Source organism: Rhodococcus koreensis (assembly GCF_017068375.1).
GTDB lineage: Bacteria > Actinomycetota > Actinomycetes > Mycobacteriales > Mycobacteriaceae > Rhodococcus_F > Rhodococcus_F koreensis.
Genome location: NZ_CP070609.1, coordinates 3,837,317 through 3,863,248, shown reverse-complemented (window position 1 = coordinate 3,863,248; position 25,932 = coordinate 3,837,317). Strand labels below are relative to the sequence as shown.

Sequence of the window (25,932 nt, the reverse complement as noted above, 5' to 3'; positions counted from 1 at the left end):
CACGTGGGTCACCTGAGTCGATGTCGCCGCGGATCCGGAAGTAAATGCGCTCCACGAGCTGCCGATGTTCGCCCAACCGGCGAGCCTGTTGCCGGGATCAGGGGCGGTGGAGCGTGCAATCCCATGCACAAGTGGCTCAGCGCCGCGCATGACGGAGTCTACTTCTCGTTCGCTCGACGTGGCTGTTCTTCCGGGGACGGGGCGAGACCGGAGTCGACGACGGCATCGCGAAGGAATTGCAGGACCTTCCGGGTGATTTCCCAACGGAGCTGAGCGGCCGGCAGGACTGTCCAGTAGTGCCCGGTAAATGTGACGTCCTCGGGGAGAACTCGGACCAGGGACGGGCGTCTACGTGCGATGTAGGTGGGCATGACGGCAATCCCCACACCGGCCAGTGCGGCTTCCTCGTGTACCAGGAGATTGTTGGACTGTAACCGAATGATGTTGGGCAGCATCGGTCTGAGAGCCGCGAAGTCGGGCACGGCTGCGAGAGGGTCCTCCGCGTACCAGCACAGGACGTGCTGTTGCAGATCCTCGATCTGTCCGATCGTGGGGTGTGTGTGCAGGTAGTCCTCGGTGGCGTAGAGCCCGATCTCGTAGGCAACGAGTTCTTGGACTTTGACCCGGGTAGATGTGGGTTTGGTGCGGACCACCGCCGCGTCGAAGGACACCCCGTCCCGGCTCGCCAGGGAATCTGCCGTCACGATACGCAGGATGACTCCGCTCTCGGCGATCAAGCGTCCGCAGCGCGGTGCCAGGACGGCCGCGGCGAACCCGTCCGGAGCGAGGATGGTCCATTCCTCCGGACCCGACACGATCGGGTCGCCGTCCGCGAACACATCGACACCGAGGGAAACCATGCGCGCTGCCGGCAGGAGACCTTCGCCCGTGGGTGTCAGCTTCCAGCCAGTTCCACTCCGGCTGAACAGCCGGGTTCCGAGCGCTTTTTCCAGCCGACCGATTCGGCGGCTGACGGTTGTGTAGTCAACCCCCAGCTCCTGGCTGGCGCGGACCAGGGTCTTGGCTTCGGCTACGACGTGGAAGTACTTCACGTCTTCCGCATCCACTCTCATCCGGTCCCTCAATGTCGATTTCACTTCGATGCGTGCCCTCGCCACCGGGGCCTACCCCGATGGCGAGGGCACCGTCCTCTACGAGCTACTGGTGACCTCACGCCCGATGCCGAGGCTGGAATCGTGGCCAGCGCGGTATCGGCCCGGAACCTGCCGGTCGGTCATCGTCCGCGCAGGATCCTCACAGACGTCCCTTCTCGAGTTCGGTTGGCGTCATTGGGTCACGGTTCGTCGAGCGGGTAGGAGAGGAACGCATCTGCTTCATCTCGTGCTCGAGGGCGAGCGCGTCGGCACCCTGGGGCATCGCCGGAGCGGGGAGCCGCCAGAGCATTGGAAGTTTGTCTTGAACAACACGTCGATACGCATAGAGCACGACCGAGAACAGCAGGACGGCCACCGCGACGAGGGACTCCCGGGCGCCGCCGTAGCCCAGAAGCTCGGGATTGAGGACGCCGATCACGGTGATGAATACGTTGAACACCACCAGGACGGCCACGACCGGAATCCACGCGTTACTCCGCCGAATCGGCCGCGGCCAGTTCGGGCGATCTTTGCGTAGCAGGATGAAGGCCGCCAAACCCAGGATGATCGCCAGCAGGTAGCCGAGATTGCTCGCCAGCAGGATGCTCACCGGATGCCCCACCAGGACCATGACGGTCGCGTTGAGGAGCACGTCCAGGGTCAGGGATCGGCCGGGCACACCCCACCGGTTGACCCAGTCGAGTTGCTTGATGGTCATCCCTTCCTGGGCAAGGCCGAACAGCGCGCGGCCCCCGTCGGCGGTAGTGGAGATGATGGAGATCAGCAGGGCCGAAGCGATCACGATCGTTCCGATCCAGGCCGCGCCACCGAATGCGTGGTCGAACGCCACCGCGACATAGTTCACCGGGTTGTCCCGGACCACGCCCTCGCCAAGACCACCCGCGAGAGCGGTCGGGACGACGACGAACAACACGATCATGAACAACGAAATTCGCGACATGGCCTTGGAAGTGTCGCGGGCGGTGTCCTTGTACTCGGGTGCGAAAGACGCAACGATCTCGCCCGCGTAGATCGTCCACGCGGTCACGTAGAACACGACGGCGACAGTTCGCCAGTCGCCGGCCACCGACCACGACAAGTTGGCCGTCGACCAATGGATCGACGGGCTGACCAGGCACGCCACCGTTATTACGGCTAGACCTGCGACGACCAGCAATCCGAGCACCTTGTTGACCGTGGCACCGAATTTCAAGCCGAAGTAGTTGAAGGCCCAGGCGAACAGCATGGCACCGAGGGCGAAGAGGTGTTCGAGCCCGAGTTGGTTGCCGAAGATGCTGAAGGCGACAGTGTTGTCCTGAAACCAGGTCGCCTCGATCAATTCGCCGAAGACCACGGAGGCCATGGAGATGGACAGTGACCAACCGAGCCAGTAGCCGAATGCGGCGATAGCTCCCAGTGGGGCGAAGTATTTCTTCCAGCCCTCGATTGCGTAGCGTGCGACCCCTCCGGAGTCGCGGGGGAACATTGCCGCCATCTCCGCAAAGACTTGGCATTGCAGGAAGCTGATCACCGCTCCGATGAACCAGATCGTAATTGCGGTCCACGCACCGACTACGCCGAGTAGGTAGCCGAAGGTCACGAACAACCCAACTGGCAGGGTCAGCGCCATGGCCATGCCATCGCGCCAGGTGAGCTTCTTGGCGAGTCTTCGATCGCCCATGCTGTTTTCGGTCATGTCTCGTCCTTCGTTTTTATTGTCCCCCCGAGCTAGGTCGACGCGATCGTCGGGATCGGCACCTTCTGGTGATCTGTGTGGACGGCAGGCCGGGACGCCAGGCCGCGGCGAGCGTCCCGGCCCTGCATGTCTAGGTCTTCACCCCGGAATTCGCGTGCATCCGAGTTGCGCGAAGGGGGTGCAACCTGTGACCGGGCTCGGCTGGGATTCCCGGAGATCCGTGCATGAATCTCTCGATCAGCCCGGATTCCGGATTCGATCGCGCCATCGATGAACCCGTTCCATCCATTCGCGAGATCCGAACCAGCGAAGAAGACCCTGCCCTCGGGCTTCTGCAGCTCCGCGAGCAACCTCGTTGTCTGGCCCGGTCGGAACATGCACCAGGTGCCGCGCGAAAACTCGTCGCTTGCCCAGTCATGTCCCGTGGTGGCGACGACTTCCAGATCCCCGAATAGCTTCTGGAGTTCTGCACTGACCTGGTCAACGTCACTGGCGTTCAGATCAGCTCCTTCGGGGCCGAATGCGATCAGCAACTGGCCGTCATCGAGAACCTTGTCCGTGACGACATAGTTGATCAAATGGTTCTCCGGAGCAACAGCGAAGAACGGCTTGGGCAAGTCCCCTCGAACGTGCACCCACGCTTTCGAACCACGGCCGGGCTGGCCCTCAGAAATCCCCGCTTGTTTTGCGGCGGACAGTGCGGGACTGAAATCAATGGCACCGAAGGTATTCAATGGTGCCGCGACGACCACGTACTGAGCCCGCAAGGTATCCCCTTGCCGGGTGGTCACGACCACACCGTCATCCGATTGTTCCACCGCGGCAACGGGGGTGCTCAGCCGAACTTCGGCTGAGGAATCGTCGGCTATGGCCTGGATCAGAGAGCGTGTTCCGTTCTTGAGTTTGTAGCGCCCAACCGTATCGAATACTGCATTGATATCGAATCCGCTCAGCGCATACCAACGCAGCGCAGCAACCAGACCGACGTCTCCACAGGGAGCGGAGCCCATGGCTGTCCACAAGCCATTGGCCAGGTCCTTCTCTTCTGGAGTCAGGTCGAGTCCGTCGATCCGATCTTGGATCGACAACTTGTCGACGACCTCCAGCGCATCCTGATGGTAAAAGGGCTCGAACGGTCGCTCGAGAACCTCCCGAGCGTCCTGAACGACCATCTCCATGAGGGACTCGATAGCCGCCGAGGCCTCCTCGTAGGGAACGCTCTTCCGCCGGCCTCCGGTCACCGTGGCCGCGATCTCAGGCGCGGACACTCCGATGGTTTCGACAAGCTCGAGGTTGTAGCGCGAGATTTCCGCGAACGCATGTGGCTGGAACCAATGAACCCACGTACCTCCCAACTCCAACGAGTGCCCTGGCAGAGCGTCGTCCTTGTACCAGGTTCTGCCGCCAATGCGATCCCTGCCTTCGAGCACGACCACGTCGTACCCCCGGCGACTGAGTTCCCGTGAAGCGGTGATGCCGGCGAAGCCGGCTCCAATGATCACAACATCACATGACTGGTTGTTTCCCATGTCCTCATCCACTGATAGTCAAGAATTATTTGTCGGTGACAATTTGATTCGGTCACCTTCGGAACGAAGTAAAGTCCCCGGAATTGGGGCTACTGTCCTCCGGTTGTCTCCACGGTCGCTCGGCTCGAATAAGCGCTCCTCTTTCCGATCCCTCTTTTGCGAAGCTTCAGTCGCTCTTCTTGACGATGTGAAGGACGCTGGTGTCGGTGAATTCCAGGAGCCCTTCCATGCCGAACTCAACGCCGAGACCCGATTGCTTGCGTCCGCCGAAGGGAACGTCAGGCAGGACGGCACAATGCGTATTCACCCAGACCGTGCCACTCTCGAGGCGCTGCGCGACCCTGGTGGCGCGCTCCACGTCGGTGCCCCACACCGAATTGCCCAGGCCATATTCGGTCCCATTGACCTGCTCGATCACCTCGTCGAGGTCGTCGTACTTCACGATGGCGCGGACAGGCGCGAAGGTTTCCTCGGCGACGAGTGGACTGGCGTGATCGATGTCGCGGACGACGGTGAGCTGCACGAAATAGCCGGGGCCGTCGAACACGTCGCCGCCGGCGATGATCTTTCCATCACGCGCTGCGATCTCGAGTGCCTTCTTGGCAGCCTCCAACTGCTTCGGGTTCTGCACCGGACCGTATTCGGTGTCCGGGTCGAGTCCGTGACCGACCTTGGCGTCGGTGGCCAACCTGGCGAACTCATCGCAGAACTCGTCGTATTGCGAAGCGTGCACGAAGATCCGCTTGATGTTGATGCAAACCTGACCGGAGTTCCAGAATGCCCACTCGAAGATGCCTTTGGCGACCTTCGATACGTCTGCGTCGTCGAGCACGACCGCTCCGTCATTCCCGCCCAACTCCAAGACAACTCGTTTGAGAGTCTCGGCGCTGCTGGCCATCACCTTGCGGCCTGCGACGGTGGAACCGGTGAAGGAGATCTTGTCGACCTTCTTGTGGGCGGTCAGGTAGGGGCCCAGGTCGCCTCCGTCGCCCACCACGTTGACCACTCCGGCCGGAACCAGATCCTGGAGCATCTCACCGATCAGCATCGCGTTGAGCGGTGTGGTTGGTGCGGGTTTGATCACGATCGTGTTGCCTGCGAGCAATGCCGGCGCCACCTTGTAGATGGTCTGGAAAAAGGGGAAGTTCCACGGGATGATCCCGAGCACGACGCCGATGGGCTTGCGGTGGATCTCGATCCTCGAGTCCTCGTCGTCACGCACCACTTCGGGATCGAGGCGCAGGTCGGCGATGTGGCGCATCCAGATGAGGGCCGAGTCGACATCACCGTCGGCCGAGGCAGCCGGTTTGCCTGTTTCCAATGTGATGATCCGCGAGATCTCCTCCCGCCGCGCCTCGATGCGCTGCGCGAGCTGGTGCAGGATTCGTGACCGCTCCTCCACCGTGGTGTTCTGCCACTCTCCGAATGCGCGGGCCGCACCCAGGTATGCATCATCGGCCTGCTTCTCATCGGCGACCGGCGCCGTCGCGATGACCTCACCAGTTGCCGGGTCGCGGACCGGCTGACTAGTTGCCCCTTCGACTAATTGCCCATCGATCAGCTGCTTGAACGTCTGATCCGACAGATCGACTCGGGCAACCGAAGTGTCCAGCTGAGGGGGTGCGGGAGAGGGGGCGGTGGTCATGTCGTTGTCTCCATCGTGGGGGAATTTCGGGGGCATCGTCGGTCGCACCTCGCCTCGTCGGATGCGGAGTGAGCGCTGGCCGACCGTTCCGATGGGTAAGGTGATCCGTCCGGCTGGATCGAGTGACAATGAACTTAATCACTAATTTCAGGTGGCAACATATGCGTGTGCACAGTCAAGGATGAACTGTCTGTGCATGCCCACACTCGGTGGCGCTTGATACGTCTTCTCCGAGGAATTTGGAGAAGCCGCGACTGCCGATGGATCGCTGCCCACGAAAAGGGCGTTGCCGAGGTCGTTTTGGGCGCTTTCTCCCGCGCGACTAATGGCGCCGAGTTCGAGATATCGCGAATAACTCAGCGGCACTGTATAAATCGACCGTTTCGGGGCGCAGAAGGCTCTCGCGGAGATCTGGAGGTCGAGGAGCAGGCCCTACTTGTCTCTGACCGCAAACGTGGAGGCGCGGACCAGGAATTCATCTGACCTGCAATTTCTGCACAAATGCATATCGGCGTGCAGGACTGTCCCTTGTTCGTCCACACGCTCGTTCCTACCTTTCTTCTAACCGCATCAGAAAGGGGACATCATGGTCCAGAGCGACTCGGTCTCGTCAGTTCGGGGTCTCATTCCAGCCCACCTCACTCCAATGTCGAGGGGAGGAGCGATTCACTGGGACGCATTCACCACCCATCTCCGGTGGCTTGCGGCAATACCAGGAGTTGAATGGATCACCACCACCGCCCACGCCTCGGAGGTCGCGACCCTGACCACCGACGAACGCCAACGCATGATCGAGCACGCCGTCTCCGTCGTTCCGGAATCCGTCGGCGTGGTCGCCGGCGTCTACGACGACGGCAGTGCCCGAGCCGCGGCCGAGGCACGACGTTCGGTCGACTCTGGAGCGAAGGCGCTCTTGGTCTTCCCCTCGGGAGTCTTCGCCGGCGGGTCACAGCAGCGCTCGGAATCGCAGCGTTCCCACTACGAAGCGGTCGCTGAAGCTGTGGACGTGCCCCTGATCATCTTCAAGTATCCGGTCGGCAACCCTCTCACGCTGCCGCTCGAGACCACCCTGGAAATCTGTCAGACCATCCCGACCGTGGCGGCCATCAAGGAATGGTCCTACGACATCGTCGAGTACGAGGACACCTGGCGGGCGATCAAGGCCGACGCGCCCCACGTCTCGGTCTTGAGCAGCTTCAGCCGCGCCCTCTTTGCATCCCTTCTGGTGGGCAGCGACGGGGTGCTGAGCGGTCACGGCAGTATCGTCGCGGATCTGCAGAGTGAACTCCTCGCCGCAATGCAGGCCGGCGACCTGACCGGGGCGCGAAAGGCCTGGGATCGCATCTACCCCCTTGCCGTTGCCTGCTACGCCGATCCCTTCTTCGACCAGCACAATCGGATGAAGGCGGCCCTGGGCATCTTGGGGCGAATCCCGAGCGACGCCACGTATGTGCGGCGCCCCTTGGTGGAGGTCGACGACACTGAGCTCGCCACTCTCGAGGCCGCCTGCGTCGCCGCTGGGCTCGTGTAACGCTCATGTCCTACGTCCACCTCTTCAGTCCGAGCGCGATCGGCGGCGTCGAGATGCGCAACCGGGTCGTGTTGCCCAGCATGACCACTCGCCTGGCCACCCCCTCCGGAGAGGTCACGCCGGAGCTCGTGAGTTACTACCAGGAACGAGCCAGGGGTGGCTGTGGTCTTGTGATCGTGGAGATGGCCTCGCCGCAGCGTCGTGGTCGGCACCGAGGGCGCGAGCTGGGCATCGACTCGGACGAGTACATACCCGGGTTGCGCTCCCTCGTCGCGGCCATCCACGAGCAGGGGGCTCGGGCCGGCATCCAACTGGGCCACGGCGGAGCGAGGGCGCTGCCGACGGAACTCGGCGGGCGCCCCCTGGCCTCGACTGCGGGGCCGGTTCCGGTATTCGAGACGGCACGCTTCGTGAACTTTCCCGAGCTCTTCGACGAGGATTCTCTGGAGCAGCTCGTGGTGGATCACGTCGCCGCGGCCAGACGGGCTGAGGAGGCGGGGTTCGACATGATCGAGCTCCACGGCGCCCACGGATACCTTCTGGCGCAGTTGATCAGCGCCGACGAGAACCAGGTGCTGCCGAACGCCGCGGCCCGGTACGACTTCCTCGCGTCGTTGGTGCGCCGCATCGTCGAAGCTGTCGGAATTCCCCTGAGCTATCGCCTCAGCGGTCAGGACTACTACTCCGCCGGACAAACCGTGGACGACTCGCTCGCGTTCCTTCCCTACCTCGAGAACGCCGGCGTCTCCGCCGTCTCGGTGACCGGCGGGCACTACAAGTCCGTCGATCCCGAGATCATGATTCCGCCGATGCCGTACGGGGACGGCGTATTCCTCGACGCGGCCAGGGCGGTCAAGGCGCGCACGCGCCTGCCCGTCATCGCGGTTGGGCGGGTGAATGCCCCGGCTGTGGCCGAGGACGCTCTCGCACAGGGGTGGGCGGATTTCGTCGCGGTGGGGCGCGGCCAGATCGCCGATCCGCACTGGGCGCGCAAGACGCAGCAACACCTGCAAGTGCGAGAGTGCCTGGCGTGCAATCACTGTGTGCGGACCATGCGATCGGGTCAACAGCTCGCCTGCGCGGTGAACCCCACCGTGACGACCACCGACCGGCCCGCCACTCGAACCGTTGCGCAGCGCCGACTCGTGTTCGGTGCCGGGCCGGCCGGCCTGACCTACGCAGTGGAATCGGCTCGAGCGGGACACGAGGTGTACGTCATCGCGCGGGACCGCACCTGGAAGGCGGCGGCAGCACCCACCTTCAACGGCTACCGACCGGATCGACAGCGGATGCGCCGCTACTTCGACGGACTGTGGAGGGAGGCCGTCGAGGCCGGGGTTCACATCGCCCCGGAAGGGGAGCGGGAACCACCGCCCGAATGGCGTACGAACGTCGACGTCGTCGCTGACGCCAGAGGCGCCACGTACGTGGGCAACCTCGGTCCCCTCGTCCGCATCCTCATCCGAGTCCTGTCCCGCGTACCCCTGCCGAAGCGGCTGATGAAAAGCGACCGGCTCCACCACATATTGCTCTACGACCTGCGCAACCCCCGGAGGAAGGAGCCGACCCGCATTCCGGGGGCTCGCACCATCAAGATCGGCGACGCGGCACAGCCGGGTGAGTTGGCCGCTGCCGTGCGCGATGCATACACCCAAGCGTGGAAGGAAAACAGTGATGACTAATCACCCGATGCGATGCATCGTCACCGGCGGCAGCCAAGGCATCGGCGAGGCCATCGTCGAGAAACTCCTGTCAGATGGAGCTGCTGTCGCCGTAATCGACCGGCAGGCGCCCTCGGCGCGACTGAAGGACCGAGTCGCTTTCGCCGAGTGCGACGTGAGCAACGCCGCGGCTATGGAGCAGGCCGCCGTGGCGTTGACAGCTGCATTGGGCGGGCCGCCCACCACGGTGGTCGCCAATGCAGGAAGGTGCGTATCCGGCCGGTTGGCGAGCGACCCGGTCGACAACCTCGTCAACCACTTTCAGATCAACACCTTGGGAGTGCTCAACACCTTCCGCCCCCACATCTCCCAGATGCGCGCCGAAGGGGGTGGATCACTGATCGCGATCACCTCGAACTGTGCGCACAAGCCCCGCCTCGACCTCGGCGCCTACTGCGCCACCAAGGCCGCCACCAAAATGATGGTCGAATGCCTCGCACTCGAACTCGCAGCTGACGGAATCCGCGTCAACGCTGTCGCTCCCGGTTCCTGTGACACCGAGATGCAGCGCCGTCAATGGGAGGAGCTCGGTGTCCCGAAGGACCGACAGGTCGTCGGCGACCTGACGTCCTATCGATCCGGCATCCCGGCAGGCAGGCTGGCGACGCCAAACGACATCGCACAGGCGGTCGGCTTCCTGGCCTCACCGGCGGCCGAGTTCATGCGAGGCGTGACGTTGGTCGTCGACGGCGCCCAGTCGATCTGAATCATTCGGGTGCGCAGTCGCTTTGAATCTCACAAAGCGATTGGCGCCACCGACCGTCCTCGCAGCGACCCAAAACGGGTCCTCCCGACATCCCCGGAGAATTCGTCATGACCGGCACCCAGGACCCCACGGCGACCGCCGAGTCGGCGACGCAACGCGGAAACGCATCCCCACCGTCCACCCGCAGGGCGATGCTGGGCCTCGGCCTCGGCAACACCCTCGAGTGGTACGACTGGATGATCTTCGGCCTCCTCGCCGCGTTCATCGGGCCGCAGTTCTTCCCGTCGCAAGACCCTGTGTCGTCCACCCTCGACGCGCTGGCCGTATTCGCGGTCGGGTTCTGCGTCCGGCCGCTGGGCGGAGTCCTGCTCGGCAATGTCGCCGACCGCATCGGCCGTCGCCGGGTGATGCTCTGGTCGGTCGGCATCATGGCGGCCACCACCCTCGGCATCGCGCTGCTGCCGTCCTACGACTCGATCGGCGTCTGGGCCGGGATCCTACTGCTGGCATGCCGGCTGCTCCAGGGCCTGTCCACCGGCATCGAGGCACCGCTGTCCACGGCGTACGCCGTGGAATTGATGCCGGCCGGACACGAGGGTAGGGCGGCCGGTTACATCAGCTTCTTCCAGAACTTCGGCATCCTGCTCGCCTCCGTGGTCAGCTTCGCGACCAGCTACACCATCGGCGGCGACGCCATGTCGACGTGGGGCTGGCGGGTCCCGATGCTGGTCGGTGCTGCGATGAGCTTTTTCGTGCTCTACCTGCGGCGTGCGCTGCCCGAGACACTGTCGGAGGAGGAGAAGGCCGAACGCACGTCGGGCACCTGGGAGGGCGTCCGACGGCACTGGCTCGGCCTAGCCGCGATCATCTTTGTCGTCGGCGCCGCGCAGGCCTACAACTACGCGTGGAACGTCGGTCTGCCCAGCCTGGCCCGCGGCACCTACGGCGAGAATCCGACCACGATCTTCGCCGTAACCAGCATCCTCGGCGTGATCATGCTGGTCGGATCGATCATCACCGGCCGGATCGCCGACCGGGTGCGCCTGTCCCGGGCGTTCGTTGTCACTCGCCTCGCGGTCGTCCCCGGCATCTTCCTGATGTTGCTGTACGCCGGCGACGGTCTGAGCACCTTCACCGTGGTCCTGCTGCTGGGTGGCGTACTGCTGGCAGCGAACATGACGCTCTACAACGTCGTGTCCACGTCGCTGATGCCCAAGTACTGCCGGGCAACCGGCACCGGGCTCGGCTACGGCATCGCCGTCGCCGCCTTCGGTGGCACCGCGTCCTACCTGATCGTCTGGTTGCAGAGCCGCAACTTGTTGTGGGCCTTCCCCGTCTACACCGCCGTTCTGTCGGTCATCAGCGTGGTCCTCTACATTGCAGCCCGCCGCCGCAGCGGCACCTTCGCCGGAGAGTGAACACCACGTCGCCAGCATGTACTGACCAACTACGAGGAGCACCACGATGAGCGACAGCGTTGACCAACATAGACTCGCCAAGACACTGACCTGGCGCGACGGAATGGCCCTTGCGCTTGCCCTACCTACTGGGTTGTTCGTGACATTCGGCTATCTTCTGGGGGTCGTCGGCGCCTGGGTTGCAATCACGGTCTGGTTCGTTGGTGCAGTTGTCAGCTATCTCCAGTGTCGGGTGTTCGCGGAGATGGCATCGATGTTTCCGCGCGACTCCGGGGGCGTAGCGCGCTACGCAATCGAGGGCTGGAAGAAGTACTTCGCCCCGATCGGTGCCATCGCCGCGTTCGGGTACTGGATCGGTTGGTCTCTGACAATCTCCATGGCTTCGGTCGTGTTCGGCGAACTGATCGAGGCGACGTGGTTTGAAGGAAACACACTCGACATCGACGTCCTTGGCAATCACCTCGGGCTCGAGCACGTCTTCGCCCTCGGTGCCATGCTGTTCGCCTGGGCATTCAACTACTTCGGCTTGAAATTCGGTGCCACGGTCAACAAGGTGCTCGGCCTGCTCGTGATCGCAGGTCTAGTCGTGGTGTCGGTGGCGTGCCTGGTCAGCCCGTCGATCCATTGGTCGACGGCCAACTTGTCGTGGTCGGTTGACGGAGACTGGAAAACCGTGGTCGTCGTGCTCTACGTGACCGCGTGGGCGGTGTACACAGGCGAGATCGTTGCGTCTTTCGCACCCGAATACAAGGACACATCCCGCGACACTTCCAAAGCCATGACGCGAATTTCGCTGTTCATGATCGTGCTGTTCGTCGTAGTGCCGCTGGCCCTGGCCGGCGGCCTTGGTGAGGGAACGATTCGCGACAACCCGGTGACCTATGTCGCGGTGGCGTTCGACCACGCGTTCGGCGGAGCGTCGTGGATCGGAACCCTCGTGATCGCCTTCTCGCTGCTGGTGGGGATGATCTCCACTACCGCCGACGGGGGCCGCGCGCTGTTCGGCCTTGCCCAGGAAGGGATGACCATCAAGCAACTCGACTGGGTCAACCGGTGGGGTGTGCCCGGCCGATCCCTGACCCTGGACGTGCTCCTCAACGCGACCGTCATGGTCCTGGTGGGGCATCCGGTGAGCATCCTGCTGGCGAGCAATCTCGGCTACCTGTTGGCGATCATCCTGGGTTTGGCGGCCTTCATCCTGCTACGCAAAGATCGCCCGAACTGGCCGCGGCCGATTCGGCGGAGTAACGCGTGGATTCCGGTCGTGGCCGTCCTGGTGGTGTTCAACGTGTTCATCACCGTGATCGGCGTCCTCAATCCCGGCTTGCTGGGCTACGGCGGCGCAAGGGAATCTCTGCTGGCAGTGGGTATCTTGCTGTTCTCGGTCGTGCTCTATGTCTATCGACGCGTCGTCCAGGACAAGCTTCCATTGGTCTGGCGACTCCCGGCTCCTGCCATGCCCGAGGGCGCGGACGCTCTCGCCCTCGAGCTCGAGATGCGCGTGACCAGGGGTGCTGGGACCGTCCACGAGGAGGTAGCCAATAACGCTGGGTTGTCCACTATTCGGTAGAGCCAGGAACCGAGCGTGCGGCCGGTAAAGGCATTCACCGACCACGACGTCTGATCCGGTGTACGCAAAGGGGCCCACACGCGAGAAGCACGGCGCGGGCAGCTACCAACGCGGCCTGTGCCGGCGGTCGGCCAACTTCATCTGAGCGAGGAAAGGGAAGTGACTGTGAACAACTCGGAAGCCGGTGTGGACCGCCGCGTCATTATCACCGGAGGTACCAAGGGTATCGGGTACGCCTGCGCAAAGCTATTTGCACGACGGGGTTATCGTGTGCTGATCTGCTCACGCAATACAGCCCAGGTCAATGCGGTGGCCGCGGAGCTGAGCCAGCACAGCGGTCAAGTTGCCGGAATGGCTGCGGATCTGGCGGATCCGGATGTGGGTAACAGCATTGTCGATCGGTGCCTCGATCTGTTCGAGGGGGTCGATTATCTCGTCAATAATGCCGGCATCTATGAGTCGATCGCGATGGTCGACATGACGGCCCAGGGATGGGACGCCACTTTGCACAACAACTTGCGTGGTGCGGCACTCACTTCTGCTGCGGCGGCCCGTGCCATGCGGTCCACCGGCGGCGGATCGATCGTCAACATCGCCTCGGTCAACGGGCTGGCGGCGGAGGCCAACTTTGCGCCCTACAACGCCTCGAAAGCCGGACTGATATCCCTGACTCAGACCAGCGCTATTGAGTGGGCCGATGAAAACATCAGGGTCAACTGCGTTGCGCCCGGCTGCATACGAACACCGATGGTTGATCCGCTGGTCGCCGATCTATCCGATGAGGTCATCGCGCGGTACGTACCGATGCGCCGACTGGGTACACCGTCGGAGATCGCGTCAGTGGTGGCCTTCCTCGTCTCCGACGATGCTAGTTACATCACGGGGCAGACCATCACGGTCGATGGCGGCACCCTGACCCGCCAGCCAATGCTCTGAGAAGACAGGACGCGAAGACGTTGGCGATCAGGACGCCGAGTAATGCGCCATCCCGTAACTGGCGAGCTTGTCGGTGACCAGCACCCGAGGAGCCAGGCACTGCCTGGTCGAGAGCTTTACGGAAGAGTCGTTCGTCGGCCTTGCAATCGCGCCTGCGCTGAACGCGGTGCCTTCAGGGCAGTAGTCGGTCGATCTCGAATGCCAGGCAGAGTTCGGCGACATCTCTTGGCCGCGACAGCGATTTACCGGTCCACTCCTCGATGCGGTGGAGTCGATGCCGGACGGTATTCGGATGGCAGTAGATCTTCGCAGCGGTCTCGTTCGCTGAACCACCTGTATCGAGCCACGCCGCGAAGGTGTCCACCAGAATCTTGCGCTCCTCGGGTGGCAGGTCATCGATCGGTCCGAGCACGGACTTCCCGATCCGTTTCATGGCCTCGGGTGCACTGACGGCGGCGAACGCGAGCGCAGACCCGTCGAAGACCGTGATCAAGGAGTCGCCGGACGGTCTCTCGCCGGTGGCTATCCGGGCGAGTCGAAGTGCTTCGCTGGTCTCGTTGAGGTCGTCGAATTGTGGGCTGATGCCGACGCGCGAGGTGGCAACGGTGTCGAGGACGTCGATCAGCTCGTGGAGGATGTCGGGGCGGCGGAGGAAGACGATGCCGACCTGGAGGTCGGGTAGCAGTCGCCATGCTGAGCGGATGTCACGGACGTCGAGCTTGCTTGCGATTTCCGGGAGACCGAGTTTGCCGATGGCGGGAACCTGCGCTGCCACAACGACATACGGGCCAGCTGTCGGCAACCGCAAGAGGTCGGCTGTCTCCCACAGACTCTGTATGTCGGTGATGCGGCGGAACAACAACGCTTCCACGAGCGCCGAACGTTCCTCCTCGTGGTTGAGGACCTGAATCGTTTGTTGGTGCCGGTACGCGTCGGTCATCGCCTGGGTGAACATGTCCTGGGCGATGAGGATCTGCGAGGTGGCGTTCAGGATCGCGGCGAGCGGCACCCCGCTACTTCTCGCCTCCGTGACCGTCTTCTCCCACATGAAGCGGAAGCCGACCCGGTACGCCGCCATCACCGCCGGCAACGGGACGCCGGCCAGCGCCCGGGAGGTCCCGGTCGCTTCCGCTGCGGAGACGTCCATATCGGTGTCTCCGGCCAGCGCACGAAAGACGAAGGTCATGTTCGCGCTGCAGCTGCGCTGGATCTCGTCGGTGCTCACGAGGGTGTTCGACCGGTAGTAGTCGATGTCGCGACGGATGACCGCGGCCAGCGCGGCACCGAACTCGTCGGCACGGGCCAGCATCGCGTCGGCGAGTTCGACGATGGGTGGATCTGGTCGTCCCTCCATACCGACACGATAGGCCGAATCGACGCCGGTTGTGAGCGCACACACCGGCGGCCGACGGACGTTGTTCCCGCGGCCATCGACTGAGGCGGCGCCAGGAGTCACCCTTGATTCAACGGCAAAACGCCAACAGTCACCGGAGGTCCTCTTGTCCAATCTGAGTTTGAATCTTGTTGCCTCAGCGCGAAAATACCCGGACAAGATCGCGCTTCGCTGCGGCGATCAGGAATTTACCTTCACCGAGTTCGACGCGGCGGCCGCGCGAGTCGCCACCTTCCTCGACCGCGAAGAAATCGCGGCCGGCGATCGGGTCGGGTTGATGCTGCCCAATACGCCGGCATTCGCGCTGGCCTTCTACGGCATTCTGCGCAGCGGTGCCATCGCGGTGCCCATGAACCCGTTGCTCAAGTCCCGAGAGATCGAGTTCTACCTTTCCAACACGGGTGCGACAGCTCTTTTCGCGACGCCGGCCTTCGCCCCGGAGGCCACCGCGGCCGCCGCGGCGGCCGGAGCGAAATGCTGGCTGGTCGACGATGCCGATCTGGTGAGGCTGACGGCGGATCTGCCCGAACAAGTGAGTCCGGTCGACCGTGCCGATACAGACACCGCCGTCGTCCTGCACACGTCGGGGACGACCGGCAAGCCGAAGGGGGCCGAACTCACCCACGGCGGCCTCGACCGCAACCAGGACGTCGCCGCGCGCACCCTGATCGAACTGGGGCCCGACGACGTAGTGATGGGGTGTCTGCCGCTCTTTCACGTCTTCGGGCTGACCTGCGGGCTGAACACCTCGGTGTCGGCGGGGGCGACGCTCACACTGATCCCCAGATTCGACCCGCACACGGCCCTCGACGTGATCGAACGCGACGCAGTCACGGTGTTCGAGGGCGTGCCGACGATGTACTCGGCGCTGCTCGGTGAGGCGAGGGGGTTTCCTTCCTCGGCGACGGCGTCCCTTCGCGTCTGCGTATCCGGCGGCGCCTCCCTGCCGGTTCAGGTACTCACCGACTTCGAGAAGATTTTCGGTGCCACGATCCTCGAGGGCTACGGGCTGTCCGAGACCTCCCCGGTAGCGTCCTTCAACCACCTGCACCGCGAGCGCAAGCCCGGATCGATCGGTACCCCGGTCGAGGGTGTCGAGATGCGGATCGTCGACCTGGTGGGCCACGAGGTCCCGCAGGGCGAGCTCGGCGAGATCCAGATCCGGGGCCACAACGTGATGAAGGGGTACTGGAACCTGCCGGACGCGACGGCGTCGGCGCTCTCGGTCGATGGCTGGTTCTCGACCGGTGACGTCGGCAAGGTCGACGAAGACGGCTATTTCTACATCGTCGACCGCAAGAAGGACCTGATCATCCGCGGTGGTTTCAATGTCTACCCCCGGGAGGTCGAGGAGGTGCTCTACGAGCATCCGGTGGTGGTCGAGGCCGCGGTCATCGGTCTTCCGCACGACTCACTCGGCGAGGAGATCGGCGCTGCGGTCGTCCTCGAGGACGGCGCGCGGGTCGATCCCACCGAACTGCGCGACTTCGTGAAGCAGCGAGTCGCCGCCTACAAGTACCCGCGCCGCGTGTGGATCGTCGACAGTCTCCCGAAGGGAGCGACCGGCAAGATCCTCCGCCGCGAGGTAACCGTTCCTACAACCGAAAGCACCAAGTAGTCATGACGAACCCGACCAAGAGCCCGACCACGAGCCCCGACGAGCTCGCCGCGCCGTTGGACCTGCTGCTGACCAGCTCCACCCGAGGATTTTTCGGCCGAATGCTCCCGAATGGGGCCTGGGCCCGGTCGGCGGTCAATCTCACCAAACGGCAGCGCACACTCGCTCGTCGCGGCACTACCCTGGCCCGCGAACTGGGCACGATTGCCGTCGGGACCTGCGAACGTGCCCCCGCGAGGGGTGACAAACGCTTCGTCGATCCGGCATGGCAGGGCAATCCCCTGCTCAAGCGAACCATGCAGGCGTACCTGGCAGCAGCGGAGACGGCCGACAAGCTGTTCGACGATGCCCAGTTGGATTGGCGCGACGCGGAGAAGATGCGGTTCGTTCTCGACAACATCGTCGAGGGGTTGGCGCCGACCAACAACCCCCTGATCAGCCCGGTCGGTTGGAAAGCAATGATCGACACCGGCGGGCTGAGCGCCGTGCGCGGATTGAAGGCCTTCGCCCGTGACATGCTGTCCCAGCCCAGAATTCCGGCGATGGTGGATCCCGACGCGTTCGCCGTCGGCGAGACCGTCGCCACCACCAAGGGGGCTGTGGTGTTGCAGACCCGGGCGTTCGAACTGATCCATTACGCACCGCAGACACCGAAGGTGCGCTCGATCCCGCTGCTGTTGATCCCGCCCGTGATCAACAAGTACTACATCATGGACATCGCTCCCGGTCGCAGCATGATCGAGTACTTCCTGCAGCAGGGCCAGCAGGTCTTCACGATCTCGTGGCGCAATCCCCAAGCCCGGCATCGCGACTGGGACGTCGATACGTACGGTGCGGCGATCGTCGAGGCGCTCGATGCGGTGCAGAAGATCGCCGGGACCGCCAGCGCGCACCTACTGGCGACCTGCTCGGGTGGCATCCTCGCCGCCATGACCGCGGCCCATCTCGCTGAGATCGGTGAGGGTGATCGGATCGCCGGACTCACGCTCGCCGTCACGGTGCTCGACCAGAACAGGGCCGGCTTCGCGTCGGCCGCAATGAGCGAGCGCGCAGCGCAGGCCGCCATCCGGGCGTCGAGGTCCAAGGGGTACCTCGACGGACGGGCGATGGCCGAGGTGTTCGCGTGGCTGCGACCGACGGATCTGGTGTGGCGGTATTGGGTGAACAACTACGTGCAGGGCCGCTCGCCCGCGGCCTTCGACGTGCTGTTCTGGAATGCGGACACCACCCGGATGGCGGCCGCGCTGCACCGCGACCTGGTGCTGATGGGATTACGCAACGCGCTGACCATCCCCGGGGCGGTGAGCATGCTGGGAACTCCGGTCGACCTGTCGAAGGTCACCGCGGACTCGTACGTCATCGGCGGTGTCGCCGATCACATCTCCCCGTGGCAGGCCTGCTACCGCAGTGCCCGGCTGCTCGGCAGCAAGGACAACCGGTTCGTCCTGTCGTCGAGCGGCCACATCGCGGCCCTGGTCAACCCGCCGGGCAACCCCAGGGCCTCCTTCCAGATCGGCCAAGTCGATCAGGACACGGCCGAAGACTGGGTGCAGACGGCCGAGCAGACCACCGACTCGTGGTGGCCGGACTACGTCAGCTGGCTGGCCGACCGCAGCGGCCCCGAAGTCGACGCACCGCAAACCCTGGGCGGCCCGGGCTATGCACCCCTCGCCCCAGCGCCCGGCACCTACGTGCACCAGAACTGACACCACCTGAGAGACGACGATGACCACACATATCGCCAACCCGGCGGACTTGCTCGACCTGACCGGACAGACCCTCGGAACCACCGCGTGGTACGAACTCGGCCAGGACCAGGTGAACCTCTTCGCCGACGCGACCGGCGACCATCAATGGATCCACACCGACCCCGAACGCGCCGCCCGGGGGCCGTTCACGGGGACGATCGCGCACGGCTACCTGACGCTCTCGCTGGCCCCGCGAGTGCTCGCCGACGTTCTGACCATCGACAACGTGCAGGCCGCGCTGAACTACGGGCTGAACAGGGTGCGGTTCCCGGCGCCGGTGCCGGTCGGTGCCAAACTCCGGGCAACGGTGACCGTCACGTCGGCCCAGCACAAGCCCGCCGGCGTCGAGGTCGTCTTCGGACTGACCTACGAGGTCGACGGCACCGAACGCCCGGCCTGCATCGCCGATGTCGTGGTGCTGTACCGATGAACGCGGACATCGAGGCCGAGAGATTCGTCGCGACCGCCGGTCAGCGGATCCGCGTCAGCATCCGGCCCGGATCCGCCGGCACCCGACGTGTTCCGCTGGTCTTGTGCAACGGAATCGGGGCCAGCTACGAGGTGCTCGATCCGTTGGTGGCGCAGCTGGATCCGGAGATCACCGTGATTCGGTTCGACGTTCCCGGCACCGGCGGATCCCCCGCGTCCGTTGCCCCCTACGGGTTTGCCTACCTGGCCTGGATGCTGGGGCGGGTGCTGACCACACTCGACTTCGGCGTCGTCGACGTGCTCGGGTTGTCCTGGGGTGGGGCGCTGGCACAGCAGTTCGCCGTCCAGAATCCGCGCCGGTGCCGGCGACTGGTCTTGGCCGCGACCGGCACCGGCGCAGTGATGGTTCCCGGCAACCCTCGGGTACTGGCCAAGATGCTGACACCGCGCAGGTTCCGCGACCCGGCCTACGCGGCCTCGATCGCCGGCGACCTGTACGGCGGCACCGCGCGCCGGCAGGGCGACGACGTTGCCGGGCTCTTCCTCCAGCAGCTGCACGCCGGATCGAAGATCGGCTACTTCCATCAACTGCTCGCCGGAGCGGTGTGGACGAGCCTGCCCCTGCTGCCCGCGATCAGGCAGCAGACCCTCCTCGTCGCGGGCACCGACGACCCGATCGTGCCCGTGGTCAACGCCCGCATCATGAATCAGCTGTTGCCACATTCAACCATCCATCTGCACTCCGGCGGACACATCGACCTGGTCACCAATGCCACCGAACTCGCGCCGGTGATCACCACCTTCCTTCACGACCCAGGAGTAAGCCCATGAGCCCCAGTCCGAACATCGACACATCGGATTTCTATGCATTCGAACAGATGCTCTCCGACTCCGAGCGCGCAATGCTGCACTCCGTGCGCGATTTCATGACCACCGAGGTCGACCCGATCATCAACACACATTGGAATGCCGGGACCTTCCCGTTCGAGATCGTGCCCGGACTCCGGAAACTCGGCATCGCCGGCGTGCCCTACCAGGGCCATGGCTGTGCCGGACGGAGTTACCTGCTCGACGGGATGATTGCGATGGAGCTGGCCCGCACGGATTCCTCGATAGCCACCTTCAACGGCGTGCATGGCGGCCTCGCCATGGGATCGATATACCTGTGCGGTTCGGACGAACAACGCGAACGCTTCCTCCCCTCGATGGCACGGTACGAGAAGATCGGATCCTTCGGGCTGACCGAACCCGACGTCGGCTCCGGTGCGTCGGGCGGGCTCACCACGACCGCCGAACGCGACGGTGACACCTGGACCCTGAACGGGCAGAAGAAATGGATCGGCAACGCGACGTTCGGCGATCTCACGGTCATCTGGGCCAAGGATGTCGCCGACGGCCAGGTGAAGGGATTTGTCGTCGAGAACTCCTCGCCCGGATTCACGGCGGACAAGCAGGAGCACAAGATCGCCCTCCGGATCGTGCAGAACGCGCTCATCACGCTCGACAACGTGCGGGTTCCGGAGCACAACCGCCTACAAGGCGCGAACACATTCAAGGACACCGCCGAGGTGCTCCGACTGACACGCGCGGGCGTGGCCTGGATGGCGGTCGGATGCGCGCGCGGCGCATACGAGAACGCGCTGAGATATGCCTGCGCTCGTGAACAGTTCGGCCGGCCGATCGGCGGCTTCCAGCTCGTGCAGGACCTGCTGGTGCGGATGCTCGGAAACATCACCTCGTCCTTGGCCCTGTGTGCACGGCTGTCCCAGTTGCAGGATCAGGGGCACGCCGAAGACCGGCACTCATCGCTCGCCAAGGCATTCTGTACAGTCCGAATGCGTGAAACTGTCGGATGGGCGCGGGAGTTGATGGGCGGCAACGGAATACTACTGGAACACAACGTAGGCCGATTCGTCGCCGACGCGGAAGCGATCTACTCCTACGAGGGCACCAGGGAGATGAACACCCTGATCGTCGGACGGTCGTTGACCGGACACAGCGCCTTCGTATGACGCCCGCGTGCGCCCGCGACACCGTCCCCGCAAATCTGCGCCGAGCGAGAACCCGGCCCACGTAGTCGCTCCCTCCGACACAGTAGAAGTGGCGCCGTTGGGTCTCAGATGACGGCCCGTTCCACCAGCGGCTCGTTCTTGGCGATGCGCTCGTAGGCGAGCGGGGACAGGTCGAGAGTCCGGAATTCACCGTAAGTGATCAGCTCGGCGACACCGCGACCACAGGCGGGTGCTTGCTGGCTACCGTGACCTGAGAACCCAGCGCACATCAGCAGGTTCGTGACCTCGGTATGGGGACCAAGGATCGCATTGTGATCGAAGGTGTTGAATTCGTAGTGGCCGACCCAGGAATCGATCACCGTGACCTCGCCGATTGTCGGCAAGCGGTTCGTGATGACCGGGAGGATCTTCGTCTCCCAGATGCCTTCCTCATAGGCGAAATCATCGAAACCCACTGCAGGATCGCCATCCCTCGGCGGGCACCCTGCGAGGTAGTTGTCGTCCCCGAACGACCTCATGTGGACGCCAGTGGGATCGATGGTCAGCGGCAGGTCCTGATCCAGCGGAGTCTCTGCGGAGAAGATGTAGGTGTAGCGGCGTCGAGCTTCGATCGGCAGATCCGCGCCCGCCAATTGCGCGACGAGTCCCGCGCGGGTGCCTGCAGCATTGACAACCGTTCCCGCGCTGATCACCTCACCGGTCTCGAGCGTGACGCTGTCGATGCGTTCACCTGAGCGGGTCATGGAGACGACTTCGTTCTCGATGTAGTCGGCACCATTTTCCCGGGCCTTGCCGCGGAGCCACTCGACCATGGCCAGGGCGTCGAAGGCGCCTTCGTCGACTGTGTTGAGGCTTCCCGCAACGATGTCGTCGAGGTTGTAGAAGGGATACTTCTCGGCGATCTGGTCACGCGCGAGAATCGCGGTGCCGGCCCCGCATGATGCCTGAAGCTGTTGATCCTCACGCAGTGTCTCGGCGAACTCCTCGTTGTCGGCGAGGTACAGGTACCCGAAGTTCCGGATCGGAATGTGCGGGATGGCGAGGTCTCCACCCAGGTTCTCCCGGAACTTCTTCACGAATTCAGCCGCGTACTGGGCGATCTCGACGTTGATCTGGGTGGCGAACTGTTGACGCATACAGTTGTTGCTTGCCATGGTGGCGGAGTGCGTCAGCCCGGCGTCGCGCTCGACAACCAGGATCGAGCCCGTGAAGTCGGGGTTGGTGCTCAGGTACCAGGCGATCGCAGAGCCGCTGGTGGCGCCGCCGATGATGACGACGTCGTACGCGTCCTGCGTGGGTTGCTGCGGGATGGGGGAAGTGGTGCTCATAGGGCGGGATCGCTTCCTGACAGGGAATAGTGAGATTTCGCTGAACGACTGGGTTTCTCAGCACGGAGATTTAGTCAAGTTTGTAGATTTGACCGGTCTGTGCGCCTTCTATGGAGCGGATGTAGGCCTGCGCGACGTCGGCGAGATCGACGGAGGAGAAGCCTGGGAAATAGTCCCCGTACGCATCCAGTGCCTCGGTGAACACGGTGGGGCTGACGGCGTTGATGCGCTGCGGGGCGATTTCGATCGCGGCGGCCCGAACGAAGGCTTCGACCGCCCCGTTCGCGAGGGACGCGGCGGTCCCGGTGGGAATGGGGGTACGCGCGAGGATGCCCGTGATGAGGGTGAACGATCCCGTGAGGGAGACCCGGTCGATCCCTTGGCGGACCAACTCCACCTGGCTGCGGACCTTACCCGCGTACGCGGCGGAGTAGTCATCGTCGGTCATCTGCTGAATGGGCTTGTACGGTACGACGCCTGCAGCGCTCACGACGGCGTCGAGTACACCCACCTTCTCGTAGAGTGCGGCCACGGCTCCAGGATCTGTGATGTCGGCACGGAAGTCGCCTCCAGTGCGGTTGGCGGTGACAATTTTGTGGCCACGATCTGCGAGTGCGGTGTAGACCGCAGATCCGAGTCGGCCGGTGGATCCGATAAGCAGGATGTTCATGCGGCCAAGTTATCGACACCGATAGTAGGAAGAGAAATACTTCTTGACGACCGGTTATGCTTGAAAGTTATGAATATCGAGTTGCGGCATCTGCGTGCGCTTGCGGCGATCGGGGACGAGGGAAGTATCACGGCTGCTGCTGCCGCCTTACACACGGCGCAACCAGCGTTGTCGCGCACACTCAATCAACTCGAGGAGCGGGTCGGAACACGGTTGGTCGAACGAACCACACGAAGCTTGGAACTCACCGCGGCAGGCAGGCGGTTATGGGAAAGGGCACACCGCATACTTCAGAGCGTCGACGACGCCATCGCCGAGGCCACGGCCGGACCAGCTCCCCTGCGGGTCGGATACGCATGGTCGGCGCTGGGGCGGCATACGGTGACATTGCTACGAACCTGGAAGGACGAAAATCCCGATGCGGCGCTCGTTGTCAGGCAGGTCGACAACCCCGAACTTGCCCTGAGGAAGGGCGAGGTCGACATTGCGTTCTTCCGGTCGTCGTTCCCCGGTCCGGACACGTTCGAACACGTGCTCCTAGGGTATGAAGATCGCATGGTTGCGGTTGCCGAGGACGATTCGCTCAATCAGACAGGTCCGTTGTCACTCAGCGATTTGTCGAGGCGACGCATTGCACTGTGCTCCACCGCGGGAACGGCTGACTTGGATTTGTGGCCGGCGAACGAGCGTCCTGAAAGTACGGTGGTCGTTGCAAATGTTGACGAGTGGTTGACCGCGATCGCTACAGGTGAAGCGATCGGGTTAACCAGTGTCGCCACGGAATACAGCCATCCGCATCCAGGCGTCAGCTACACCGCGCTACCCGATGTCGCCCCGGTGGAGGTGTACCTCACGTGGCCCCGGAACGATCGCCATCCGATGACCGGGCAGTTCGTCGAGCACGCGAGTTACCTGTTGAGTAAGGAGACCACCGCCGCCCATCGAGCGCCAACCGGGCGCTAGGGGATCACGGCTGTCGGTGATGATCGACGTCGCCAATGCATCCAGGTTGGCGGAATGGACTCGAGCAGGTCCGCCGGGATCACCCGCCCAGGGTGGGCACCAAATGATGCGGTGATGATGCCGATGGCGGGCAGGTCCTGAAGACGACGATCACCGCGTATCACCGTCGTGGCTGGGGTGAGGGCAATGCGGACGTTCATTGGGTTGGGGCAAGCCCCCTGGGGTCGCCTGCGGAGGGCTTTGGGCGAATAGTGACTCGCCGACGTCTGGGGTGTGTGTTTGGTAATCAACTGGTGAGGGTAGGAACGTAATTTGCATCGGTTATGGTGTGCTTACAGTTTCAGACCTCACGACTCGGTGCAGGTGTGATTCGGCACACGCTCTGCTGAAACCTCACATCGCCAAATGCGTCACAGCTTACGCATTTGATGCTGCAGCGGGCGAAGCATTTTCGGGGGTGGTGGGGAAGCGGCTTTCGGGGGGCGAGTCGCGCTGTGGAGCCCAGAGTATCGTGTTGGCCTGCCCAGATAGGTAATAGCTGGAGACGTCGAAAAGTTAGCTCAGGTGAGCTTTTTGACTACCGAGAGAAGTTTGCCGTTACTGTGTGCGTTCGACGATTGCCCGCGAAGAAGGAGAACAAGATGGCCCAGTCACCGAATGGTTCGAAAGGTTCGGCGAAGACGACCAGAGAGATTCGCGAGTGGGCGATCGGTGCGGGTCTCGATGTGTCGCCCCGCGGTCGGATTCCGGCAGAGATCGTAGAAGCCTTCGAGGACGCTCAGGCCAAGAAGGTTCAGGCGAAGACGGCTCCGGCGAAGAAGGTTCAGGCGAAGAAGGTTCAGGCGAAGAATTCGGCCACCGTGAAGGCGGCCGTGACGAAGGCAGCCGTGAATAAGGTGGCCGCGAAGAAGGCTCCGGCGGCGAAGACGACCAAGGATATTCGCGAGTGGGCGATCGGTGCGGGTCTTGATGTGTCTGCCCGTGGTCGGATTCCGGCTGAGATCGTAGAAGCCTTCGAGGACGCTCAGGCCAAGAAGGTTCAGGCGAAGACGGCTCCGGCGAAGAAGGTTCAGGCGAAGAAGGTTCAGGCGAAGAATTCGGCCACCGTGAAGGCGGCCGTGACGAAGGCAGCCGTGAATAAGGTGGCCGCGAAGAAGGCTCCGGCGGCGAAGACGACCAGGGATATTCGCGAGTGGGCGATCGGTGCGGGTCTTGATGTGTCTGCCCGTGGTCGGATTCCGGCTGAGATCGTAGAAGCCTTCGAGGGCGCTCAGGCCAAGAAGGGTCAGCCAAAGAAGGTTCAGGCAACAAGGGGTCCGGCGAAGAAGGTCGCTGCGGGCAAGCCGGCTGCTGAGAAGATAGCCGCGCAGAAGTCGGTTGTGAAGACGTCGGCCGTGAAGAAGGTAGATACGGAGAAGCCTGTCGTGAGGAAGGCTCCGGCGGCGAAGACGACCAAGGATATTCGCGAGTGGGCAATCGGTGCCGGTCTTGATGTGTCTTCCCGTGGCCGAATCTCGGCCGAGGTCGAGCGGGCCTTCCATGACGCTCAGGTACAGAAGGTTCAGGCAGAGACGGTTCGGGCGAAGAAGGTCGTCGCGGGGAAGCCGGCCGTGAAGAAGGTCGCCGCGAAGAAGACGGCCGCGAAGAAGGTAGCCGCGAAGAAGACGGCCGCGAAGAAGACAGCCGCGAGGACGGCTCCATTGAACAGCGCGGCGGCGAGCAAGGCTCCGGCGAAGAGGACGACCAAGGAGATTCGCGAGTGGGCGATCGGCGAGGGCCTCGATATATCGGCCCGTGGCCGGATCTCGGCGGAGATCGTAGACGCCTTTCATCTCGCTCAGGCCAAGGCGCCGGCCGCATAGGCAGCAGCAACACGGCCGTGATGAATCTCGTGGCAATCGTGCTGCGAAACACCCAAGGTGCCG

At 63.6% G+C, this 25,932-nt stretch carries 20 protein-coding genes; 13 read left to right on the top strand and 7 right to left on the bottom strand.

The features are described from left to right. Positions 1 to 158 precede the first annotated feature (158 nt). From JWS14_RS17755 to JWS14_RS17740, 4 genes are all read right to left on the bottom strand, one after another. Positions 159 to 1,073 carry a LysR family transcriptional regulator gene (locus tag JWS14_RS17755; RefSeq protein WP_083395706.1) on the bottom strand — a complete coding sequence of 305 codons (915 nt, stop codon included), beginning with the start codon at positions 1,071 to 1,073 and terminating at the stop codon, positions 159 to 161. A gap of 181 nt (positions 1,074 to 1,254) precedes the next feature. Further along, complete coding sequence (locus JWS14_RS17750) at positions 1,255 to 2,790, bottom strand: APC family permease (RefSeq protein ID WP_072947236.1); 1,536 nt, start codon at positions 2,788 to 2,790, stop codon at positions 1,255 to 1,257. 32 nt (positions 2,791 to 2,822) lie between these two features. Continuing rightward, a complete protein-coding gene (locus JWS14_RS17745) occupies positions 2,823 to 4,319 on the bottom strand; it encodes a flavin monoamine oxidase family protein (RefSeq protein ID WP_206013957.1) in 1,497 nt (498 codons plus the stop codon). A gap of 166 nt (positions 4,320 to 4,485) precedes the next feature. Further along, positions 4,486 to 5,964, bottom strand: a complete 1,479-nt coding sequence (locus tag JWS14_RS17740; RefSeq protein WP_072947234.1) for an aldehyde dehydrogenase family protein — start codon at positions 5,962 to 5,964, stop codon at positions 4,486 to 4,488. A 586-nt stretch (positions 5,965 to 6,550) separates the two neighbouring features. Here JWS14_RS17740 and JWS14_RS17735 point away from each other — a divergent pair. The 6 genes from JWS14_RS17735 to JWS14_RS17710 all read left to right on the top strand — a co-directional run bounded on the left by JWS14_RS17735 (position 6,551) and on the right by JWS14_RS17710 (position 13,846). Further along, positions 6,551 to 7,495 (top strand): dihydrodipicolinate synthase family protein, encoded by a 945-nt coding sequence (locus JWS14_RS17735; RefSeq protein ID WP_259375865.1) that lies wholly within the window; start codon positions 6,551 to 6,553, stop codon positions 7,493 to 7,495. 5 nt (positions 7,496 to 7,500) lie between these two features. Then, positions 7,501 to 9,177, top strand: a complete 1,677-nt coding sequence (locus tag JWS14_RS17730; RefSeq protein WP_206013955.1) for an NADH:flavin oxidoreductase — start codon at positions 7,501 to 7,503, stop codon at positions 9,175 to 9,177. Continuing rightward, the gene (locus tag JWS14_RS17725; RefSeq protein ID WP_072947231.1) at positions 9,170 to 9,922 is read left to right on the top strand and encodes an SDR family oxidoreductase; all 753 of its coding nucleotides are present in this window, start codon (positions 9,170 to 9,172) and stop codon (positions 9,920 to 9,922) included. The genes JWS14_RS17730 and JWS14_RS17725 overlap by 8 nt, the downstream gene beginning before the upstream one ends. 107 nt (positions 9,923 to 10,029) lie before the next feature. After that, on the top strand, positions 10,030 to 11,340 hold the full coding sequence (locus JWS14_RS17720) for an MFS transporter (RefSeq protein ID WP_206013954.1): 1,311 nt from the start codon (positions 10,030 to 10,032) through the stop codon (positions 11,338 to 11,340). 46 nt (positions 11,341 to 11,386) lie between these two features. After that, positions 11,387 to 12,910: an APC family permease gene (locus tag JWS14_RS17715; protein ID WP_206013953.1), complete on the top strand. Its 1,524-nt coding sequence runs from the start codon at positions 11,387 to 11,389 to the stop codon at positions 12,908 to 12,910. A 159-nt stretch (positions 12,911 to 13,069) separates the two neighbouring features. Next, the gene (locus JWS14_RS17710; protein WP_206013952.1) at positions 13,070 to 13,846 is read left to right on the top strand and encodes an SDR family NAD(P)-dependent oxidoreductase; all 777 of its coding nucleotides are present in this window, start codon (positions 13,070 to 13,072) and stop codon (positions 13,844 to 13,846) included. Between the two features lie 172 nt (positions 13,847 to 14,018). Here the strand turns inward: JWS14_RS17710 and JWS14_RS17705 are convergent, their stop codons facing one another. Next, positions 14,019 to 15,200: a PucR family transcriptional regulator gene (locus tag JWS14_RS17705; protein WP_072947302.1), complete on the bottom strand. Its 1,182-nt coding sequence runs from the start codon at positions 15,198 to 15,200 to the stop codon at positions 14,019 to 14,021. A gap of 145 nt (positions 15,201 to 15,345) precedes the next feature. Here JWS14_RS17705 and JWS14_RS17700 point away from each other — a divergent pair, with 145 nt between their 5' ends. Genes JWS14_RS17700 through JWS14_RS17680 form a run of 5 tightly spaced genes read left to right on the top strand, consistent with a single transcriptional unit; the run spans position 15,346 to position 21,046 of the window. Next, the gene (locus JWS14_RS17700; protein WP_206013951.1) at positions 15,346 to 16,857 is read left to right on the top strand and encodes a long-chain-fatty-acid--CoA ligase; all 1,512 of its coding nucleotides are present in this window, start codon (positions 15,346 to 15,348) and stop codon (positions 16,855 to 16,857) included. A 2-nt stretch (positions 16,858 to 16,859) separates the two neighbouring features. Next, positions 16,860 to 18,563: a PHA/PHB synthase family protein gene (locus tag JWS14_RS17695; RefSeq protein ID WP_206013950.1), complete on the top strand. Its 1,704-nt coding sequence runs from the start codon at positions 16,860 to 16,862 to the stop codon at positions 18,561 to 18,563. 19 nt (positions 18,564 to 18,582) lie between these two features. Then, complete coding sequence (locus JWS14_RS17690; protein ID WP_206013949.1) at positions 18,583 to 19,035, top strand: MaoC family dehydratase; 453 nt, start codon at positions 18,583 to 18,585, stop codon at positions 19,033 to 19,035. Beyond that, on the top strand, positions 19,032 to 19,865 hold the full coding sequence (gene phaZ / locus JWS14_RS17685) for a poly(3-hydroxyalkanoate) depolymerase (protein ID WP_206013948.1): 834 nt from the start codon (positions 19,032 to 19,034) through the stop codon (positions 19,863 to 19,865). Before JWS14_RS17690 ends, phaZ begins: the two co-directional genes overlap by 4 nt. After that, on the top strand, positions 19,862 to 21,046 hold the full coding sequence (locus JWS14_RS17680) for an acyl-CoA dehydrogenase family protein (RefSeq protein WP_143051433.1): 1,185 nt from the start codon (positions 19,862 to 19,864) through the stop codon (positions 21,044 to 21,046). Before phaZ ends, JWS14_RS17680 begins: the two co-directional genes overlap by 4 nt. 104 nt (positions 21,047 to 21,150) lie before the next feature. On the opposite strand, the gene JWS14_RS17675 is transcribed toward JWS14_RS17680, so the two are convergent. Both JWS14_RS17675 and JWS14_RS17670 read right to left on the bottom strand, forming a co-directional pair. Next, positions 21,151 to 22,374 (bottom strand): NAD(P)/FAD-dependent oxidoreductase, encoded by a 1,224-nt coding sequence (locus JWS14_RS17675; RefSeq protein ID WP_095861566.1) that lies wholly within the window; start codon positions 22,372 to 22,374, stop codon positions 21,151 to 21,153. Between the two features lie 70 nt (positions 22,375 to 22,444). Next, positions 22,445 to 23,044 carry a short chain dehydrogenase gene (locus JWS14_RS17670; protein WP_095861567.1) on the bottom strand — a complete coding sequence of 200 codons (600 nt, stop codon included), beginning with the start codon at positions 23,042 to 23,044 and terminating at the stop codon, positions 22,445 to 22,447. 69 nt (positions 23,045 to 23,113) lie between these two features. On the opposite strand from JWS14_RS17670, the gene JWS14_RS17665 reads away from it, so the two are divergent. Both JWS14_RS17665 and JWS14_RS17660 read left to right on the top strand, forming a co-directional pair. Continuing rightward, on the top strand, positions 23,114 to 24,007 hold the full coding sequence (locus tag JWS14_RS17665; RefSeq protein ID WP_206013947.1) for a LysR family transcriptional regulator: 894 nt from the start codon (positions 23,114 to 23,116) through the stop codon (positions 24,005 to 24,007). 641 nt (positions 24,008 to 24,648) lie between these two features. Then, positions 24,649 to 25,869 carry an Lsr2 family DNA-binding protein gene (locus JWS14_RS17660; RefSeq protein ID WP_241031388.1) on the top strand — a complete coding sequence of 407 codons (1,221 nt, stop codon included), beginning with the start codon at positions 24,649 to 24,651 and terminating at the stop codon, positions 25,867 to 25,869. Positions 25,870 to 25,932: the final 63 nt, after the last annotated feature.